Source organism: Microcoleus sp. PH2017_09_SFU_O_A (assembly GCF_020738625.1).
Classification (GTDB): Bacteria; Cyanobacteriota; Cyanobacteriia; order Cyanobacteriales; family Microcoleaceae; genus Microcoleus.
This window is the reverse complement of sequence record NZ_JAEQCF010000030.1, coordinates 1-18,389: the sequence shown is the minus strand read 5'-3', so window position 1 is coordinate 18,389 and position 18,389 is coordinate 1. Positions and strand designations below refer to the sequence as shown.

At 44.3% G+C, this 18,389-nt stretch carries 19 protein-coding genes; 2 read left to right on the top strand and 17 right to left on the bottom strand.

Annotated elements, in window-relative coordinates; genetic code table 11:
• Positions 1-6: 6 nt before the first annotated feature.
• From JGK16_RS13070 to JGK16_RS12995, 16 genes are all read right to left on the bottom strand, one after another.
• Positions 7-165 (bottom strand): hypothetical protein, encoded by a 159-nt coding sequence (locus JGK16_RS13070; RefSeq protein ID WP_293190720.1) that lies wholly within the window; start codon positions 163-165, stop codon positions 7-9.
• Positions 162-614, bottom strand: coding sequence for a sterol desaturase family protein (locus JGK16_RS13065; RefSeq protein ID WP_293184608.1), 453 nt, complete (start codon positions 612-614; stop codon positions 162-164). The genes JGK16_RS13070 and JGK16_RS13065 overlap by 4 nt, the downstream gene beginning before the upstream one ends.
• 15 nt (positions 615-629) lie before the next feature.
• On the bottom strand, positions 630-770 hold the full coding sequence (locus tag JGK16_RS13060) for a hypothetical protein (RefSeq protein ID WP_293184610.1): 141 nt from the start codon (positions 768-770) through the stop codon (positions 630-632).
• A gap of 508 nt (positions 771-1,278) precedes the next feature.
• Positions 1,279-2,400 (bottom strand): hypothetical protein, encoded by a 1,122-nt coding sequence (locus JGK16_RS13055; protein ID WP_293184612.1) that lies wholly within the window; start codon positions 2,398-2,400, stop codon positions 1,279-1,281.
• A 161-nt stretch (positions 2,401-2,561) separates the two neighbouring features.
• Positions 2,562-4,226 (bottom strand): tetratricopeptide repeat protein, encoded by a 1,665-nt coding sequence (locus JGK16_RS13050; protein WP_293184614.1) that lies wholly within the window; start codon positions 4,224-4,226, stop codon positions 2,562-2,564.
• Complete coding sequence (locus tag JGK16_RS13045) at positions 4,166-4,978, bottom strand: RNA polymerase sigma factor (protein WP_293184616.1); 813 nt, start codon at positions 4,976-4,978, stop codon at positions 4,166-4,168. The genes JGK16_RS13050 and JGK16_RS13045 overlap by 61 nt, the downstream gene beginning before the upstream one ends.
• Positions 4,979-5,466: 488 nt before the next feature.
• A complete protein-coding gene (locus tag JGK16_RS13040) occupies positions 5,467-7,683 on the bottom strand; it encodes a pyridoxal-dependent decarboxylase (RefSeq protein ID WP_293190719.1) in 2,217 nt (738 codons plus the stop codon).
• A 673-nt stretch (positions 7,684-8,356) separates the two neighbouring features.
• Positions 8,357-8,719: a hypothetical protein gene (locus JGK16_RS13035; protein WP_293190718.1), complete on the bottom strand. Its 363-nt coding sequence runs from the start codon at positions 8,717-8,719 to the stop codon at positions 8,357-8,359.
• An 88-nt stretch (positions 8,720-8,807) separates the two neighbouring features.
• The gene (locus JGK16_RS32730) at positions 8,808-9,059 is read right to left on the bottom strand and encodes a hypothetical protein (protein WP_363319082.1); all 252 of its coding nucleotides are present in this window, start codon (positions 9,057-9,059) and stop codon (positions 8,808-8,810) included.
• A gap of 1,279 nt (positions 9,060-10,338) precedes the next feature.
• The gene (locus JGK16_RS13025) at positions 10,339-10,590 is read right to left on the bottom strand and encodes a hypothetical protein (RefSeq protein ID WP_293190717.1); all 252 of its coding nucleotides are present in this window, start codon (positions 10,588-10,590) and stop codon (positions 10,339-10,341) included.
• 19 nt (positions 10,591-10,609) lie between these two features.
• Positions 10,610-11,632, bottom strand: coding sequence for a GntR family transcriptional regulator (locus JGK16_RS13020; protein ID WP_293190716.1), 1,023 nt, complete (start codon positions 11,630-11,632; stop codon positions 10,610-10,612).
• Positions 11,633-11,722: 90 nt separating this feature from the next.
• Positions 11,723-12,073, bottom strand: coding sequence for a hypothetical protein (locus JGK16_RS13015; RefSeq protein ID WP_293190715.1), 351 nt, complete (start codon positions 12,071-12,073; stop codon positions 11,723-11,725).
• 730 nt (positions 12,074-12,803) lie between these two features.
• On the bottom strand, positions 12,804-12,974 hold the full coding sequence (locus JGK16_RS13010) for a hypothetical protein (protein ID WP_293203145.1): 171 nt from the start codon (positions 12,972-12,974) through the stop codon (positions 12,804-12,806).
• A 213-nt stretch (positions 12,975-13,187) separates the two neighbouring features.
• Complete coding sequence (locus JGK16_RS13005; RefSeq protein WP_293190713.1) at positions 13,188-13,367, bottom strand: hypothetical protein; 180 nt, start codon at positions 13,365-13,367, stop codon at positions 13,188-13,190.
• 369 nt (positions 13,368-13,736) lie between these two features.
• Positions 13,737-15,362: a tryptophan halogenase family protein gene (locus tag JGK16_RS13000; RefSeq protein WP_293190711.1), complete on the bottom strand. Its 1,626-nt coding sequence runs from the start codon at positions 15,360-15,362 to the stop codon at positions 13,737-13,739.
• A 363-nt stretch (positions 15,363-15,725) separates the two neighbouring features.
• A complete protein-coding gene (locus tag JGK16_RS12995) occupies positions 15,726-16,205 on the bottom strand; it encodes a hypothetical protein (protein ID WP_293190709.1) in 480 nt (159 codons plus the stop codon).
• A 696-nt stretch (positions 16,206-16,901) separates the two neighbouring features.
• Between JGK16_RS12995 and JGK16_RS12990 the strand changes: the two genes are divergently transcribed.
• Entirely contained in the window at positions 16,902-17,594 is a 693-nt protein-coding gene (locus JGK16_RS12990) for an iron-containing redox enzyme family protein (RefSeq protein WP_293190707.1), read from the top strand.
• A 128-nt stretch (positions 17,595-17,722) separates the two neighbouring features.
• On the opposite strand, the gene JGK16_RS12985 is transcribed toward JGK16_RS12990, so the two are convergent.
• The gene (locus JGK16_RS12985; protein WP_293184639.1) at positions 17,723-17,941 is read right to left on the bottom strand and encodes a hypothetical protein; all 219 of its coding nucleotides are present in this window, start codon (positions 17,939-17,941) and stop codon (positions 17,723-17,725) included.
• Between the two features lie 26 nt (positions 17,942-17,967).
• On the opposite strand from JGK16_RS12985, the gene JGK16_RS12980 reads away from it, so the two are divergent.
• Positions 17,968-18,249, top strand: coding sequence for a hypothetical protein (locus JGK16_RS12980; protein ID WP_293203143.1), 282 nt, complete (start codon positions 17,968-17,970; stop codon positions 18,247-18,249).
• Positions 18,250-18,389: the final 140 nt, after the last annotated feature.

The following is an 18,389-nucleotide window of genomic DNA, read 5'->3' as shown; positions in this document are numbered from 1 at the left end:
TCCGGGTCAGGTATAGCCTTTCTGGGATAGATGAGGTATGCCAGATTCTAGGTACATCAAGGTTTTCAACCTTTGATACCTCATCTTCGAGAGCGATCGCCGAGCCAAAGCTTCTGGATCGGCTTTGGCTTGGCGATCGCCGTACCAGCAAGGGTCGAGGTTCAATTCCCGCCATCAATGCCCTTATAGGACGGCTTGAGGAGGCTCTTTTCCAGAGCAGCCGCAGGGAACATAATTCCAGGCTTCTTAGTAGGATGGTTCAGCGTATTGAATATCCGATCCCAAAATCCTTGAATGCCGTAGTTTCCCTTAAAGCGAGAGTGGTGGAGATCGTGAAAATCTGAGTCAATGAAAAATATTGACAGAGAGCTGTGACCTTCTAAATTGTAAGCATTGCCGATCGCAGTCCAGGCGCACAATTGAGTAATATCGTATCCGAATACAAAAACAGGCAAAACGTCCGCAATGGTGACAATGGCATATTCAAGCAGGCTTTTATGACCGGCTACAAAACTGGATGAATCCAAGAATTCGTGATGTTTGAGATGTATTTCCTGCAAGAACTTTTTGTGAAAGAGCCTATGGGTAACATAAAAGCAGAAATCCGCCGCCATTATTCTCGCGAAGAATCATCCAAAATTTAAGAGCCAGCTATTTCCCCGATGAACTTCGGGAGCTAGGTACAGAATAATCGCTGCTGCTACTAAACTTTTAATTTCTCCGACCAGAATTCCTTGAGCAGTAAATTCAGGGAACGGTTGTTCTTTCACTTTCTTGACTCGGACATTGAATCTTTGCCGCCAAGTCTCGTTGTTCTCAATAACTTTTTCAATAACAATACCGAGGCTGTAGAATGAAAGTGACCCTACCAGCCAGTACAGCAAAACCTCGGCGGTAAAGCCGAGATGGAATTTATTTGAGAGCCAATAAATTAACTGCTGGACTAGGGTACAAGCAACAGCTACTTTGATAAAAAACTCTATTTAAAAAAATAAATTAAATAGTTTGACTGTTAGTTTATCCTGAGAAATTACAGTTTTTTCAGGGCAATTATTGAGTAGGTTCGGGGGCTGAGAACCTGGACTGAGCATTGTTTTGTTTTTTCACGTTCCGTTATCGGGGTACGAGGAAATACAGCGGTTATCGGTTTGGTGAAGTACGCCGCGATCTCAAGAAATTCAGCAAAGAGAAGCAATCACTCCTTGATAAAGTTATATCGAGCGAGCGATTGCTTATGTAATCTCTTAGATTAGCTAATAATGATGAACTAATTGTATTTTAAAACATCCTAACTACCTTATGCTCATTAAGATCCTGATTAACAAGCTTGCCTTGCCCTTCTAACTTTGCGTCAAGCACTTTGTTCTCTGCACGACCATTATCAAATTCACGCGCTGTTTCTAACAATTCAGTCTTGATAAATACACTTCGGGCTGATACCCCTTTATAAATACCTGTTACAGGATAGGAAAATATCGCTCCATTCTGCATTATGACCTCTAATCTGCCCTCGTATCGCGTGTCTATTTTATCTTGGTATGTTGTAGCAGTGTGTTTCACTTTCTGTCCCGGCGGGACTCTAAGTATGATATCTACTGACCTTGTTACTTCTTCGGTAGTACTTCTGTTATAAGTGTACACATTTCCGACTGTGACTGTAGTGCCAACCTCTACGTCTGCTACCATTGGAATACCAGCTTGAACAGTCGATGAGATCGCTACTTCAATGGCTGTTGAATTGCTCCACTCTGTGTGTGCCGTCAATTTTTGTGATCCACTGAGCGTAATCTGAACTACCTCTGCACCCTGTAGGTTATCTGTTAATACTTGGTCAAGCATGAAAGGTGTAGTTGCTACTAAGTCGGCATCTAGGTCTGGATATTTTACTTCCTTCAGGACGCTGCCTTTATATGGCAATAGAAATGCAAATCCAAGTGCATCAATGTCAAGGCTTGCTCTTCCGAAAATACCGGATAGGAGACCGGAACCAACATCCATAACATACTCTGTTTTTAAACCCCAACTATACATTTTGGGAAAAAAAGTTTGACCTTTGCTCGTTACCATTTTAAAAGCCCCGCAACGAGTACCAGCACCATTACCCCAAATTGATAGATTATTAATGCGTTCTCCCGGAGCAAACTCTATACTCCCGGCATTTCTATCTTCTAGTTTTCCAAATATCTGCGACTGGCCATTGGTGAGCGTTACCTTAATTCCTCTTATTTGCGATGGACCAACCCATACTTCAAGTTTTTTAATCAGATTGCCATTTGTACCATGTATCCAACTAAATGCTGTACCACCTGGGCCTCCAATTGTATGAAATGGGACAAAATAATTGGGATTGTAGGAGATTGCCATGTTTGTACCTCTTGTAATTGAGTTAGTTAATGTCACAAATTTTTTGCCACAGGAGAACGATTATGTTTAGTTCACATTCATCGTCTTACCTACAAATTAGGTAAGTTATTTTTTATTCCCCACCTTTTTAACGTTTTTCCACACGCATTTCGGAATTTTTCGAGTTACGGGCAAATTTTCTCCCAAAAAAACCACCCTCAACCCCCAGAACCCTTTCTTCCCTTACCTTTCAACCGCCGCAAAATCTTCTCAACTTCCCCACGAGCCGGATACAGCAACTGCTGCCTCAAAGCACTTTCATAAGCCTGTATCGCCCCCAACCTATCCCCCAACCCCACCAAGGCTCTCCCCAGCCAGTAATCAGCCATAGTCGGATTAAACTCCCTCAATTCCTGACATCCCTCACAAGCCGCTTCCCACGATCGCAAACTCGCCCCAACATCCCCCAGCACTCGGTAACTCTCCCCCAGCCAAACCGCAGCAGGTACTGATTGCAGATAACTTCCTGCTGGTAAAAACTCCCATCCTTTCTCCAACGCCTCCACCGCTTCCTGATGTTTAAGAGCCAAAGCCAACACCCTTCCATGACAAAACCAAGCATCAGCTAACTGAGGCTGTAGTTGCGTCCCCTTTTCCGAAACCTGACACCCCCTTTCAACCTCTTTAAAGCATTCCACCAACACCCGCCCCGCGATCGCCCAAACACTCCAGCGTTGAGGAAAACGCTCAAGCATTTCTTCCACTATGGAAGCAAGGGTTATGTTATTCCCCTCTTTTGTTTGGAGAGTACCCTCTACCCCCTTTTTTAAGGGGAAAGTTAGAGGAAGAGAGGTCATTTTCGCAACAGGCAAAATCTCACACAAAGCCCGATAAATTTCACACTCATCGGGATACAGATGATAAGCTTTTAGCATCATGGACGCCGCCCTCTGATATTCCCCCGTCTCAAACAAGCAGCGCCCATAGTAATACCAACCATGAGGATGATTCGGGTGTTGTGCGGTAAACTCTGCTAACACCTCCAAACCTTCCTTCCAATCTCCTCGAAAGATGTGATAATATGCCAGAGATTTGTGAGCCTCAGCCCCATGAGGATACTGTCGCAGAGCAGAGGTAATTATCTTTTTCGTCTCCTTCCCCTCCTTCCCAGATATCAATCTCATCGCGCAACGCTCATTCAACTGTCGTTGAAGTACCCGGAAATCATCAGCAGCTAAGACGATTAATTTATGCAACCGTCGCTGTGCTTCCTGAAGATTCCCCACCGCCATTAGCGCATCATAGCTATGAATTAAGGCGACAATATCATCGGGGTTGAGTGACAAAATCATCTCAAAGGCTGATAAAGCCCCAACAGGATTCTCTCTCCCCATCTGCAATTGTCCCAAAACCAGCCAGTTAGCTGCGTTATCTGGTTGTAGGTTAGCCGCAGTTTCCAACGCAGTGATGGCTTTTTTACTGTCACCTCGACAAATTGCGATCGCGCCGTTGATATATTGTCCTATCCCTTCATTGTCGCATAATGGTAAGGCACTCTGATAAACTGCGATCGCCTCAGCTTCCCTTCCCATTAGCTGCAAGAGTTTCCCCAATTTTAACAACACATCTATTAATTGAGGTTGCCGCTCAATGACTTGGCGATACTCCTCAACCGCCCGCTCCCAGTTACCCATTACTGACAAGAGATTAGCTAATTCCAAGCGTTTCTTCCAGCCATAGGGATACTGCTCCACATACTGACTTAATGTGTTCAGCTTCTGCTCTTGTCTCGTTAGCTTTTTTTCTAAGACTAGATGAACATTCAACTCCACCCCAGAGCAGTGGGTGACTGGTACCAAGCAGGAAAAATTGTTTCCAGACATATTGCGCTTACTTGATAATTAAGAGAACAATCAAAGCGCCCCTTTTGTTGGGGGAATGGAGCTATTTTTTGGTAAATCGTGATTATTTCATCTGAGTGAAAGCTTTCCACCCCGGGAGAGCCCTTTTTGTCCGGTGACTCGGAGGAATTTAACAGAGAATTGTCCAACCCTGACAAATACTTTGTCAAACGCTTTTGCAGAATTTTTCGCGCTTGTGAAATACGTTTGCGAAGGTTTTCGTAGGATACACCTAGCTTTTGTACTATTTCCAGATAGGATTTTTCCGCAATGAAGTGTAGGATAAAAGGTTCGCGCAGTTTGGGCGGCAAATCCTCAATAGCGCGTTGGATTATCATTGCTAATTCGCAGTGTAAAGCGACAGTTTCAGGACTATGGGAGAGAGAAACCAGTCCCTCTTCCCCTTTTTCAATTATTACTTCCAAACTCTCAACCCGATCGCCCAACCTCTTATTTTCTCGATGTATATCCATACAAAGGTTATAAGTCAGTCGGGTCAACCAAGCTTTAAAATTAGTGATGACACCAGTAGAATCTTGACTCTTCTCAAAGGCTTTGAGCATCGCTCGACTGAGTACCTCTTCGGCATTAGTCGCGTTTCCGTCCATCCACTTCAAACAGCAACGGTAAAGATAATCTCGGTGCTGGTTCCATTGTTGCCAAAAATTTGTGCTTGTATCTGACGAGCGATCCGACTGCTTTGAAATGCTAGATAATTGAGAACCTAATTTCATTTCTAATGCCTAAACTCTGGCTGTAAGTTTCAAGTAATCTTGGAGGTTGTGGTTGACAGTCACACCGCGATCGTTCTATCAAAGCTGCTGAACACCAGGGTCTAGGAAAATACCCTACCTAAATATTAGTAATACTTACCCAAATTTTACACTCAAATTGACTGGTAAATAGGCGTGAGTCAACCGTATTGTGCAACCAAATGTAAAATCATACAAACTCTTGCTGTTGCTTTTTTTAATGAATTTTGCCTGCAAGCCATACCTGTAGAACCCATCCAATATGTAGTTTGCTAGTAACTCAAGTACGAATGCCGATGCGAATTGCATCTCCATCTTGGCATTTCGTACTTGATTTACCTGCTGCCAGCTACGGCTCTCTGCCCTGATTCAACAATCCGTACTCTGGATTGGTGAGAAATCAAGAAAAAGAACAAACCGCCCAGGCTTTTAATCCTAATGCGCGCGCATCTGTGAAGCGCTGGACTGCATTACATTTTCGACTCGGAAATCACCGGCATTATATTTTCGACTTGGAAATCACCGGGATTTTCGTTGATAACCTGGTTAACTGTATCGCGCAATATTTTTTCTAGCACGTCAATAAATGAACCAGTTGCAGTTTCTGTGACCCAGGGGTCCATCACTACAGAACGCAAAACGGTGATGGGCATGTCTGATGAGCCATCTACTTCCAACAAACGTTTTTTGTAGGTTTCGATGAATTCTATCCCGTAGGACTTTTCGTAGAAATCCGTCGTGCTCACAATCAGATCGTAATCAGAGATATCAGTCTCCGGTTTGATGCTCAGCTTCTCGTAAATTTTTTGGTTGAGTTTGTTTGCCTTCTCTAAATTGTTGTTGACTTTGCCCGATGGAGTCTTGAAGTTGAAAGCATAGACCAAGATATTTTGGTCGGGTCCAATTTCTTTCAGGAGGGCCATTGCGTCTGGGTTATTTTGGATCTCCTCATTAGTTTTGCCATCAATCAAATCCCCAACTTGTTGTTCGGTAACATCGTCTGGGAGAGCGGATAGAGGAACTACGATAAAACGATCTTCGGGCTTGTTCATGCACATTAGCCGCGCGTAAAGCTTGTCACAACTGTACAAAGCCTGACCCAAGAGTTTGCCGTAGCCGCTTTTTGTGGGTCGAATTACTCGATGGCTCAAGTATACTGAAGCACAAGCAGCCCCCGGTTTAGAACCCTCTATACCGTAAATACCTGTTGTTGGTTCAGCATCGCCGTGAAATATATAAGGCGCAGCAAAGGTAACTAGAGAGCGCATGGCTGAATTGCGGTAGCAAAGTGCTCCTGCCGGATACGGGATGTAACCTGCTTTATGAGGATCGACGGTGATAGAATCAGTCTCGCCGAGCGCTTCAAATTGGGTGGTTACGTAGGCACTTAACGGTGAAATTGGTGGGGGAGCGGAGCGAAAGAGTAGGGGTTCGATTTCAAAGTCATCGCGCAATATAGATGCAAAATAGCCTCCCCAAGCTGCATCAGCATGAACTGTAAATTCTAAACCTTGTTTGCGATATTCGTCCCGCAGATTGAGAATCTCCCGCAGCGGGTCAACTGCACCTTCTTCAGTGCTTCCCATCACCGCAACTACTGTGTACACCGGTCTTTTTTCTACCAAGCATTTATCGAGGTGAGCGCGCAGAACATCTATCTTCATTCGACCGTTCGCATCCACATCAACGTCTTGCATGTGGGACGCTCCCATGCCTAGCAGTGCTGCTGCTTTGGGGAAAGAGTAGTGCTTGCTGCCCGGTACAAAAAACAAAGGTTCTGGCACATCGCTCAGGAAATTTTTGGCAAACTTTTGTATTCCCAAATCTTGCAGCGAATATTTTGACACAGCATCTGAGAGGACAGTCGAATCGATACCATACTCCGATTTGAGACGGGCGGGCAATCCTAGAATGTCATCGGCTTTGAGGTTGAGCAGTTGCCAAACGGTTAGTTCAATTAAAGGCTTCACCACCGAAATACCGCCGTCGTAAAAAGAAACCTCGATATTTTTTGCTTTTTCCAAGTCGTTGTCGTTGATTACAGCTTGTTGCAAAGCAATGGGATAGAACTTGAGATTTCTAGCTGACCATAGAGCCTCTATATTGGCAACTGTACCCCCACAAGTTATGTGTCCCCAGGGAGCAATCTCTTCCTCATTTTCCGGGATTTTGTATCCCAGCATGAGGCACAAATCGTTACCGACGATAATTTCCAGGTATGTCGTTGCTGTTGATGCTTCAAATGCTACGTTATTGGGGTTGTAGAGCATCGCCGCGAAGTAACCAACCACGCTCGGCAGTGTCAAATCCCAGTCCATGTGCCCTTGATAGCGCATGCTGAAGAAAGGAACTGAATTTTTAAGAAACTCCAGCAATGAGTGATAGCCCTCATTGAAATTCTCCATTGCCTGTAAATATTCTGGAGACTGCTTAATTTCGTCTGTAATGTGCTTGGGATCTTCTGGATGATAATTGTTTCTCCACTCAGCCTGGTCGCGAATTGCTTCTACAATTAAAGTCTCCAGCACGTCAGCATTTTCTCCCTTTGGCCCCATAAACCAGGCTTCAAGGGAGCGCGTTCCTGACGTGCTGTCCAGTTTGGGAAGGTTGGAAGAACGGGAAAGTTCTTGCAGGTTGCGGCGGGCTTTTTCAAAGCCTTGACTTTGAGTGTCTCTTGGAGTATTCATCAAACAATAATTCCTGTGTTGTTAGGTTCGCGCCATAAATCATGCTGTTGTTTCTCTATTGGTACAGTACCGATAGAGAGTTTTGAACGAGAGCGGCTGTTAACACCAATAGTTGCGCTCATTCAAGCCTGTCACTGAGGCAAAATCTTTGCTAGTTGCATTTCATTTGGTTTTAATCGCATTTAGTCCCGACGGAAGTTTAACTTCAGTCGATACATTTTCCTGCGTGTCAATAGAGCCGCAAAAACCAAAGGTTCGGTAGTTTGCTCGGTCTGACTTGTTTTATCCGCTTGTACGGTATTAAAATACCTGTATAGCAGTATAAGTAATAAATTTTACGTTTGTCAAGTTAAAATTTCGCTGCGGATATCATATGTAGCCAATACAAATGATTTATGCAAGTTTTGCAGCAACTCTCATTTGCAGGAACCTTGGAATCGATTAGGTAAAGGCTCTTAACACTTCTGCGCTACCAACAGGCTTCAATTTTTATGTGCAACTGATATATTGCCTTTCGCGCGCCTGCATCATCTCGAATGCAGTTGAGGGGAGTAGCGCTTCGGGGCGGGTTTTGAGGTCTTAAATGTTACACGCGTACAAAAATCTCGAAATTTTGACAGTGTATGTTTCCCAATTTTGTGGGCTTTCTGGTTTTTATAGCTCTCCATTGCCCTCACTTTCCTTCCACTTCCACCTGCAACTGATACACACTCAAACTGGGATGTTCGCCAAGTAGCCGCCAGCAATATCCCTCAGCAGTTGGGGTGGGTCGCGTTCCTTGGCTATAGAGGAATATTGGCTCGTTTCTCATCAATGCGGTGAATATCTGCCGCTCCCTGTCTTTGCCATCATCCCAAATCAGGTGAGCTTTGCCGAAGTACCCAACACCCATCAAACTGGCGAACAGCCATTCCATGAGAGCTAGCTGCTGTTCCTGAGTTAACGCGGGTTGACCGCAAGTATCGATTTCGGGTGGCTGGGATTTGGGTTTGAGGGAGGCGATGAGGGCGGTGGCGAGGTTGAGGTACTTTTTCATTTCTTAGTTGGCGTAGGTTTTCACCTGAATCGGTACGACAAGGGGTGTTTTGTTAGCGCCATCAATTCGATACGTTATTCCAGCCATTTCACTTCCCGAACGGCTGTCCCCACCACTGCCAACACTCTTTATTGAAGGGCGACTTCCACTTATAAATCAGCTCTGACTCCAATTGCAACCGCTGTTTGCGATTACCGGGCGCTCCGTACCAAAATGCAATACCCACAGCCGCATCCAAAGAATAACTCCGGTGCAATCCGATGTAATTTTCAATGTATTTATGACAATCGTGGCTCATCCACCGCTGTTTTGGAGTGCGCTGCGTTTCTCCGACGTACAGCAGCAGCGGGAGCGCGTTATCGATAACGAAGTAGAGGCAAGTGCGATCGCCCGAATCGGGTCGATCGCAAAATGAAAGGTTTTGATACTCCCCAGGGCTAAAGCCACGGGGATTCTTGAATGAATCGGAAAACTCTCAAAGGCGTTATCAAATCACCTCTATTCGCTCAAAACAACTACCCGTACAAAAGGTATTGCAATTGCGCTTACTTTAAATTGTGTTTGCTTGTCAGTATCCATCACATTTGCCAGATAGGTACGCAACACACATTCTGCCATTACTTGTCAGTTATACAGGCTTATTACATGAATGGTAGTGGTGGCTCACTGCGCCGGGATTTCTCCGATACTAGACAAGTTTCAACACGTAGATGGGTTTTTTATTAGAGAGTCGATGGCAGGGTGTCCCCCACCACCTCTCCTACAAAACCGTGCTTGCGACTTTCACCGCACACGGCTCCTGAGTGATGTAATCCTGGGTATGGATATAGTACGAACGCATCAGAAATGATTCATACCACTTGATAGTTTTCCTTTTACCCCTACATCCCACCATCAGATTTTTCTGTGGTATTAGGCTTTTAAAGGGTTACTCAGTCTCCATCTTTTACACCACCCGGCGCTGTCAGCATATCTCTACTATTACGGTAGAGCTTTGGCTTCTGCAACCATCTCTCACACTCACAGCTTACGGCTAGCAACCTACTTAATTATTTAAGGGCTGTGAGTGCTTTACTTCGTTCCAAATACACATTGTTTGAGTTTTTAGTGCGATGCTATCCACCGGGTTTATGGGCGGTGCTTATAGGTCGAGTAAACAATCGCCTATGCCCTATCCTTGCCTTTTGGCTTGGTCTTAATCAGTCTTTACCGTGTTTTGCGACGGGTTTATTCTGATTGAGCCGTTAGACCATCTTAGATAACGATGGTTCAGACACATCTTTGCTTTCGCTGCACATGAACTCTTGCTTGACAGTTACCAGTTTCGGCTACCAGTAGTCTGTCTTTTATCCCCGCTTTACCCTGTTAGTTGCTACCTGACAAGATAGGGGATATGCTTTAACCGCTGCACTTGCGGACTGGGATTAAGAATGACCCGCACCCAGATGTGTATCCAGTTATTATGACTTTATAGTCATCCTAGTCATCCCCCAAGTATTGTTACTCAGTTTCGGCTAAACGAATCGCACACTTACAATCTAATTATAACAAATCTTTAGATCCATTATGTAAATAAATATTAAAGGCGGTTGAAACCGCTGCCGACTTCCTCCTCATGTCTAAAGCCAGAGGCACGCCGGGCTCGTTTTTCGGTGAAGTTGCAGGGTAAAAGGGTCGAGGGTATTGGAGTAGCAAGGATTGGGAGTTAACTCGAATAAAGTTCCCTGCTGCGGTTGCTCGGTACTAGCAAATTGCTGACACTCGAAAATTCGGTTTTTCCAAGAATGTAGGGCATCAGCGCTCATCGCCAATTTAGATGCCCGACTCGGATAGTTGGAGTTGAATTTGGGGAAAAGTTCGAGTTGTTTCACAAGTTTGGAAAGATTCGGATTACATTAACTTTTCCATTTCAACAGCAGCCAAACGAGCTTGAAGTACCAACAAGTTTATCGGATCTATGGCGATACGAAAAGTCATTACTTTCAAGTTTTGGGGGACGTATTTACTCAACCGACTCTCTACTTGACTCGAACACACTATCAAATCAAATTGATCCAGGTCGCATTTATTATTTTGAACGGTTTCGAGGGTAACTGCTTCTGACTCTACGTGATGCACGTTGTACTCGATTATCTCCTTCATCGCTTCGCTGCTAATTTGTTCTTTACATACGAATAACAGCTTGGCATTGCGGGGCAGCGGTGAAATACAGCTTAGCAATTGCATATCCGGTTGCACGTCAATTCCGATTACTTCTTTGTTGGGATCTGCCAGCTTCGCTACATCCCACAAGTTTTTAATAGTTGTTACCACCAAATCTGCCGCCAACAACTGTTGAACTGATTCTGCTTCCTTATTTTTTAACGTGTTCCAATCAATTGATACTAAAGCTAACCCGGTTGCAGATTGAATGCTGCTGCCAATATCGATACTATCTGGGAAAAAATTCACAAATGCTACGTTGATTTGATGGCGATCGACAAGGACTGCTTGAGCGTAAGCTGCTGCTGAAAACTCCGACACGCTCAGCCCACTTTGAGATGCAGAGCGAAAAGCTTGACCGAGCAAGTCGTAGAAACTTTTCCGGGCTATTATTTGTTTCACAGACTGGGAATCGGCGATAAAAGTTCCTTTGCCCCGCAGACCTATCAAATATCCTGAATTAATCAGTTCGTTGTACACCAAGGCTACAGTATTGTGGTTGACTCCTAAATGCTTTGCTAAATGAACGCCCGGTGGTAGTGGCTGGTTCGGCTTGAGACTGCCCCGCACGATCAATAGCTTAATCTGCTCGGTAATTTGAGCGGCAATTGTTAGAGGCGCTCCAGTATCCACAACAATAGGGAGTAAAACCGGGTCTTTCATGTAAGCTGGCATATTTGTGACTATTTTAGTAATTAATCTTTTTGACATTCAAGCAATTTCTAAAATTCAGTACGAAAAGCGCCCTCTCTCTTAAAATGTATGTTTGCACTCCGCTTTTTGTGGGTACTTTTCTATCCATTAATTAAGTTTACATATCCACAGACGCCCGGCGTATTCCCCATCAGCCCACAACGGTTTAGAATAGCGTTCGATTGTGCGGCCGTCCCTCAGTTGAACTTTTTCGTGACATTCTAGCTGAGTCTGCTTGTAAATTTCTGTTATGTTCTTGAGAAAAACTTGGGGATTGTCGAATTGTTCGGCAACAAACTGCAACGCTAGGCGATCGGATAGCGACCTGATAATAAATTCGGGTAGGTTCCAGATTTTTAAGAAACTGGGAGTCAGCCCTGAAATTTGTCTCTGGCTGTTTACTAACAAAATTCCAGAGTTTGCATCTTGATTTTTTAACTGGTCTGAAATTGGCAACATTAAAAAGTGATTGGGGTTCGGGGTTACTTTTTATTAAGAAAAATAAATATTTAGTTTGTTTCTCCAATATTTAATTTTCTTATCACACTTTTAAAACTGTAGAAGGACAGTTTTACCTACTTACAATACATCCTACCACAACTGAAACACGAAAGTTCCCAGATAACACTGGTTGACTGGTACTACGGGTCGCTCCTGGCTATCCGGTGATTGATATAGCTTATGTGTCTCAGGGTAAGGATTTCAGCGATTTCATCGCCAAATCTTTGTGCTTTTCGATACAGTAGACCTCTCCCATAATTCCAATCCCTTCCCCCGCTTGGTTTTGGGAACCCGGCCCCCTAAAGGGCCCAGGGCTGTTTCATTCTCTTGTAGGGGCGGTGCCAAGAGTGCCCGCCCGATGTCTGAAACACCTACAAAATCGTGGAGGGGGAGGGTAGGCACGGGGGCACTACCCCTACAAAACGATGATTCGTCTGAGAATGAAACAGCCCTGCTCAAGGGCCTGGCTGCCAAAACCAACGCTTCAATAAGGGTTTCAACGGTCGAGCGATAAAAACTGCCCGGTTTCATGATCTAAATTTTACTGTTTTTTTTCAGCTTGTAGGGACTTTTATTGACACATAACGATCGCACCTATTCGCCATCTTACTAATCCACATACCACCAAAATTTTTCGATTTTCAGCGAAATCTTTCCGATGCTACTCTCCAGATTTTTAGTAATCTAATTAGATGTTCGACAAAGATTCTTTTTTGAGCCTTTGATTTATTGGCTCTTTTTGACGAGCATACAGATTTTCGGCATTTGTAATTAGTTGTATTAATTGGTCGTAGTCTATGCCCAACATTCTTTGAGTCTCGGATGGATGCTTTTCAAGATATTCTCGAAGCTGGCTCATGTTGAGAGGGGGTAAAATTTAATTATACTTTAAGAGCGATCGATCAACTATTTCTTTTTGGGAGAGGTCTTTTGAAGACCCAGTTTTTTCAAGACAATTATTGAGTGGGTTCGGGGGCTGAAAATTTGGTTCAAGCATTAGAATAACTTAGTATTTTTTGAGGTAAGCGAGCTAGATAATTTTTGTATTCAGTATTTCATCCTCCTATTCGCGTCATTCTATTTTATTTGCTGTACGACTAGCACTCATCAAACTGGCGAACAACCATTCCATCAAAGCTTGCTCCTCGGGGGCGGCGAGTGCGGGTTGGCAGTAGCTGTCGATTTCGGGTAATTGGGATTTGTGTTTGAGAGAAGCGATGAAGGCGGTGGCGAGGTTGAGGTACTTTTTCACGGTGGCGGAGATGCGTCTGTTTGTGAACGTGCGATCGCACAGCGACTCAGAAATGCAGCATAATTGCAGTTGCCCTCAATCACCTTTTTTGGGGTCAGTATTGCAGGAACAAAGCAATTGATTGCGGGCTGGTATCGCAGCTTTGCTGCTTCTGTTCCAAAAAGCGATCGCCCCTAACAACGGCAAATTGCAGGAAGCGACCGCTCTCTGAAATTTAGTAGAGGTGCGGCCGTTGACTTTAGAAGCATTTTCCCAGAAACTGCGGTATCGGACTCGCTTAAGAAAATACCGCTTAGCACGCGCTTGCAGATTGAGTCAATGAAAAGTCAGACCAGCACGCACACAACTCAACTTCTCAGCTTACGTTATTTAAACCAGGCATAGGTCATTTTCAGTAACGTACTCAGAACGCTCTTGAGATTTCATCACGTGCGTTAAGTATTCATACTGGGATGGCAAAGTAGCACTCAGGTGACGTGCTTTTTGCTCGATCGCGTTGAACCGGGCTAATGCTTTCTCGTCATCAATATGATCTAAAAGCGGCAAACTGCCTTCAGGTTTATGATTGAGTCCGAGCAGCATTACGGAGTAAGAGTAAGTTTCAAACCCGTGAAAATTTGGATTGATATTCTTTTTATTGGGCAGCCTTTTTTTCCACAAGTTAAACCTCTCACGCAGTTCCTCTGATACCTTAATTTCGTGCTTTGTTGCTTGCCAAAACGGCGTGTCTGCTCGATCGCTAGCGTAATAATGAAGTGTCAAAAAGTCGCGAACGCCATCAATACAATTAGCAATAGCTCTATTGTAGTTTCGGATCAGCTCGTCGCTAAATGACTTGCCTGGAAAGTGGTTGACTAGCTCTTCAATTCCATGCTGGATAAAAAATATCCCGGTAGACTCTAACGGTTCGACAAACCCACTGGACAAACCGATGGCTACACAGTTCTTCACCCATGAATTCCTGTTGCGCCCGATTCTCATTTTGATGTGCGATGCTTTGCAGTTATTAGAAGCTTCTCCCAAATGCTGGCGGAACTCTTGCTCTGCTTCCTCTTTGGAGATAAACGCACTCGAATAAACGTACCCCGTACCTGTTCTTCCGTAAAGAGGTATGTTCCAAATCCAGCCAGAACTCTGTGCGGTTGCGGTTGTATAAGGAGCGATCCCATTTTTCTTGATATCAGTCGGTACTTGCATGGCAATTGCGCTGTCGCAAAGCAGCGATTCTGAAAAAGAAATAAACGGTTCATCAAGAGCTTTATTGATTAGCAAGCCGCGAAAACCCGTACAATCTACGAACAAGTCTCCGCTGAGACTGCCATGTTTTTCGGTATGGATGCAATCTATGCTTCCGTCCTCTGTTAACTTTACATCTACCACATCATCAACAATCTGCCGGACACCCCTTTGTGTAGAATAATCTTTCAAAAACCTAGCAATTAAATTCGCATCAAAATGATAAGCGTAGGGATACTGTCCTTCTGCATCGGCAAGCGTTACAAGTCTCTTTTGAGATAAATGATCGTCTGAAAATAAATGTTGCACTCTTTCGTCAAAGACTTTGCCATCTAAGTATCTGGGAGACTTTTGGGCATCGCACAGCGTAGGTGTCATGAAACAAGAATAGTCAAATGGTACGCTGGAACTTTTTAGTTTAAGCCACCATTCAGAGATACTGAACCCATCTATGAAATCAAATTTTTCAAAAGTGTGGTAGAAATGCCTTCTGTCTGAATTCCAATCAACAAATTTAATTGCCATTTTATAAGTGGCATTACACTTTGGCATCCATTCATACTCTTGCAAGCCCAGAAAATCGAAAAATGATTTGATGCTGCTAAAAGTTGCCTCACCTACTCCTACTGTTGTGATGTTAGAAGATTCTACTAGGGTAATCCGAACATTTTTATCCAGAGCTTTGCTCAAATAAGCGGCTGTCATCCAACCTGCTGATCCACCACCAACAATTACAACATTTACTGTATTTGATGACATTAGATAGTACCTCCTAAAGAATATGGTCAATATGAATTGCCGTCATTAAACTGAACTAAAAAGGCACACATTTTTTTGCCTGCCTTTTGCGATTAGATAGCTCGCAAGAAAACAGTAATGCTTTTACCAAAGGTACAAGAAAGTGGCATTGTTTTAATAGAGCTATTAAACGTGAGTTCGGGTTAAGCAGAACAAAGCAAGTTCTTATCCATGGCGATTCCTGGCTTTTTGGGTTGATGGCAATAAGCAATCAACCCACAGAGAATATTGATAAAATGGATGCTTTTCAAGATATTCTCGAAGTTAGCTCATGTTGAGAGGGGGTAAAATTTCATTATAATTTAAGAGCGATCGGTCAACCATTTATTTTTGGAATATGTCTAAAAAAGGGCAAATATAAACTATTGATTTTGGCTCATCAAATATGAATTTGTCAGGTTCGCGACTTTTCCAGACTCTCCCTACATATTGTTCTTCAAACCATTGCGACTGAGAAGATATCTCTAACAGCCGACCGCATTTAAATTTAATAATTGCATAAATATTCAATTCCGGCTTTTGGTATACTTCTGTTATTTGTTTAACAAATTTTTGAGGTTCTTCTAAATAGTGAGAAACTAACTCTAAACCTTGGGACTCGTTCTGTGAGTCTATAACGTATTTTGGGACACTCCACAACTCTACAAAATTTTGATTTATACTCACTATTCTTCTGTTATTATCGACTACAAGAATTCCCGTATTAGATTGACTTTTCCCTTGATATAATTTGCTCATAATTGTGATGTTTGGGTATTTTTGATGAAGCATACCTAAAGCAAGTCTAACAGAGTTGGGAAGCAACTTGCTCTGGTTGCACGATCAGCCCATAAAATAGGTAGGTCGGTACGAATAAACTTCGCTGTGTCAGGACAGACGCAGAACTGACACTTTCACAAAGGCCTGGGATCGGTTTTCCGATCGGTACGTCTCTAATCGCCAATTAATTGGACAAACGTGGACTCAGCATACAAAATAAAACCAAGACGCCTCAAAAGCGGTCATTCTTTTTGGCATACCTGCTGGCATTACAGGACAGAGGCTATTGATACTGTTCGATGAAGACCCGCCTCAATGGGGCGTTTCTTAGGGATAAATCCCCCTCGGATTTCTCCGGTAATGTTTTCCTCGTCAATGTTAGTGGGGCTTGTCGTGCCGGAGACACTTCCTTAGCTAAATAGAGATGTTTAATCTCCGGCGACATAGCTATGGGCTGGAAAGCACCCATAGGTGTCGTGACCTTACTAACGTAGCCTGGTTAGAGACTTAGACTGGCTATCTTGTCCACTTTTGTCCAGTGTTTAGCGGATAGCAACGCTTACGTGTCTGGCAATGAGAGAAAAAAGAATAGAACACGGTAGGGCCACTCAAGGGGCATTAGTCTACTTGACTGGTTTTAGTATACTGCTTTATTATTATAATATACTGGCGCTTAACAAATTTCGCCCCCTAAAGGCACCAAATCTAGTCAAAGTAAAATTATACGGCAGGAGTGGATCTATGCAGTGGCTGTTAAGTTTGGCAGAAGAATATCGGAATCTCCTCCGAAATGGACATTTTTACGAAACCTTGGCAGTGACTTCAACGCCAGAGGAGATTAGAGGTTGGATTCGCCAGTTATATCACCTATCCCGCGATTTTACCTCGGCGCTATCTCTGCGCCATGCCATGTGCCACGACCCTTATTACCAAGGGTGCTTTGCCCGACATGCGATGGAGGAAGTCGATCACTGCGAACGGCTAATTGAGTGGATGCACACATATGATTTTCTGGAACCCGATGAGAGTCCAACTAACGTGCCGGCAACCCTTGAAACCATATCAGTAAACGCATATTGCTTTCGTTCAGTCCTGCGCGAATCAAACGCACACCAAATCATTACACTGAATTTAATCTCAGAAGGGGCGTCCTATGACTTCTTCTGTGCAGCGAGTCCGAAGCTTGCAAAGCTGGGGCTGCAAGCGGGTCGCTACTGGCAAATCCATAATCAGATTGACCAACAGCACCTAGCAATGGGACTTGACCTGATTCCTCAATGCGAGAAAGACTCATCTTTGGGTAAGGTCTACGCTCGGATTGCTTGGGAAATGACTTGTTTGTACGGTCAGATGCTGGACTCTTGGAGCCTTCTCGGTAACAAAACTACCGGGGACAGACACGAGCTTTCAAAAGTTGCAGCTTTGACAAGGTAATTGCGATCGCCCGCATTGATAGCAGCAAAAATAGTGGTGGCGCCCAGTGGTGGTGGTGTTTTCGATTAGCTTTTTGCTGCTATTCCACGCCTTGAGGTGAATGTTGCCATACCCGAGCCTTTCAGCCTTCAACCAACTTTGCGCTGCGATTCTCTCAAATGGCGTGCTACCAACAGCATTACTTGATTTTCCTCAGTCTCGTCCTTGAGCTCAGATAAGGCTCGTTCGATCCTCAAGAGCGGATGTTCTTCTCTCATCCTTCTTGTTTCAAAGTCATTCTCTTGGGAAACGATGCGAACTACGCTAGCGCACTCGCTACGCGGACGCAACCGGGCAATCACTTCCATGCACCGCCATTGATTGGGTAGAAGCTTTGCGGGAAGCAGCTTCGAGGGTGGGAGCAGCGCTGCCCGAACGCGAACACAGCCCTAGGGAAATAGAAATAGCAGCGAAGTGGGAGATGCGCCGGGGGATACTGGCTGCGGTGTACGCCCAGTGCCGGGATTGGCTGTGGGGCGAAGTAGGAAGTGGCGCCCTCAACCACTTGATTGCCGAGAGGAGCATGAGTCGAGAGGCGATCGCCGAGTTGGGATTGGCTACTACCACAGCAAGGATGAAGTTGCAGCAGCGCTCAAAGAGCAGAACCACAACTTAGAGATTGCCGAAGCAGTGGGAGTGTTGACCCGCAAGTGGGAAGGGTTAGGAACTGTAACTTAATTTATGGACAAAGCTACCCATCCTTGACTATTTGGGTAGCTTTTTGAGCAAATTGTGGCCGCACGAGACTATTTGCCC

What these genes read in the sequence shown, in the direction of transcription:
- JGK16_RS13065 (WP_293184608.1), bottom strand. Translation starts at nt 614, where the DNA reads ATGGCGGCGGATTTCTGCTTTTATGTTACCCATAGGCTCTTTCACAAA.
- JGK16_RS13050 (WP_293184614.1), bottom strand. Translation starts at nt 4,226, where the DNA reads ATGTCTGGAAACAATTTTTCCTGCTTGGTACCAGTCACCCACTGCTCT.
- JGK16_RS13045 (WP_293184616.1), bottom strand. Translation starts at nt 4,978, where the DNA reads ATGAAATTAGGTTCTCAATTATCTAGCATTTCAAAGCAGTCGGATCGC.
- JGK16_RS13040 (WP_293190719.1), bottom strand. Translation starts at nt 7,683, where the DNA reads ATGAATACTCCAAGAGACACTCAAAGTCAAGGCTTTGAAAAAGCCCGC.
- JGK16_RS13035 (WP_293190718.1), bottom strand. Translation starts at nt 8,719, where the DNA reads ATGAAAAAGTACCTCAACCTCGCCACCGCCCTCATCGCCTCCCTCAAA.
- JGK16_RS13020 (WP_293190716.1), bottom strand. Translation starts at nt 11,632, where the DNA reads ATGTCAAAAAGATTAATTACTAAAATAGTCACAAATATGCCAGCTTAC.
- JGK16_RS13015 (WP_293190715.1), bottom strand. Translation starts at nt 12,073, where the DNA reads ATGTTGCCAATTTCAGACCAGTTAAAAAATCAAGATGCAAACTCTGGA.
- JGK16_RS13010 (WP_293203145.1), bottom strand. Translation starts at nt 12,974, where the DNA reads ATGAGCCAGCTTCGAGAATATCTTGAAAAGCATCCATCCGAGACTCAA.
- JGK16_RS13000 (WP_293190711.1), bottom strand. Translation starts at nt 15,362, where the DNA reads ATGTCATCAAATACAGTAAATGTTGTAATTGTTGGTGGTGGATCAGCA.
- JGK16_RS12990 (WP_293190707.1), top strand. Translation starts at nt 16,902, where the DNA reads ATGCAGTGGCTGTTAAGTTTGGCAGAAGAATATCGGAATCTCCTCCGA.
- JGK16_RS12985 (WP_293184639.1), bottom strand. Translation starts at nt 17,941, where the DNA reads ATGGAAGTGATTGCCCGGTTGCGTCCGCGTAGCGAGTGCGCTAGCGTA.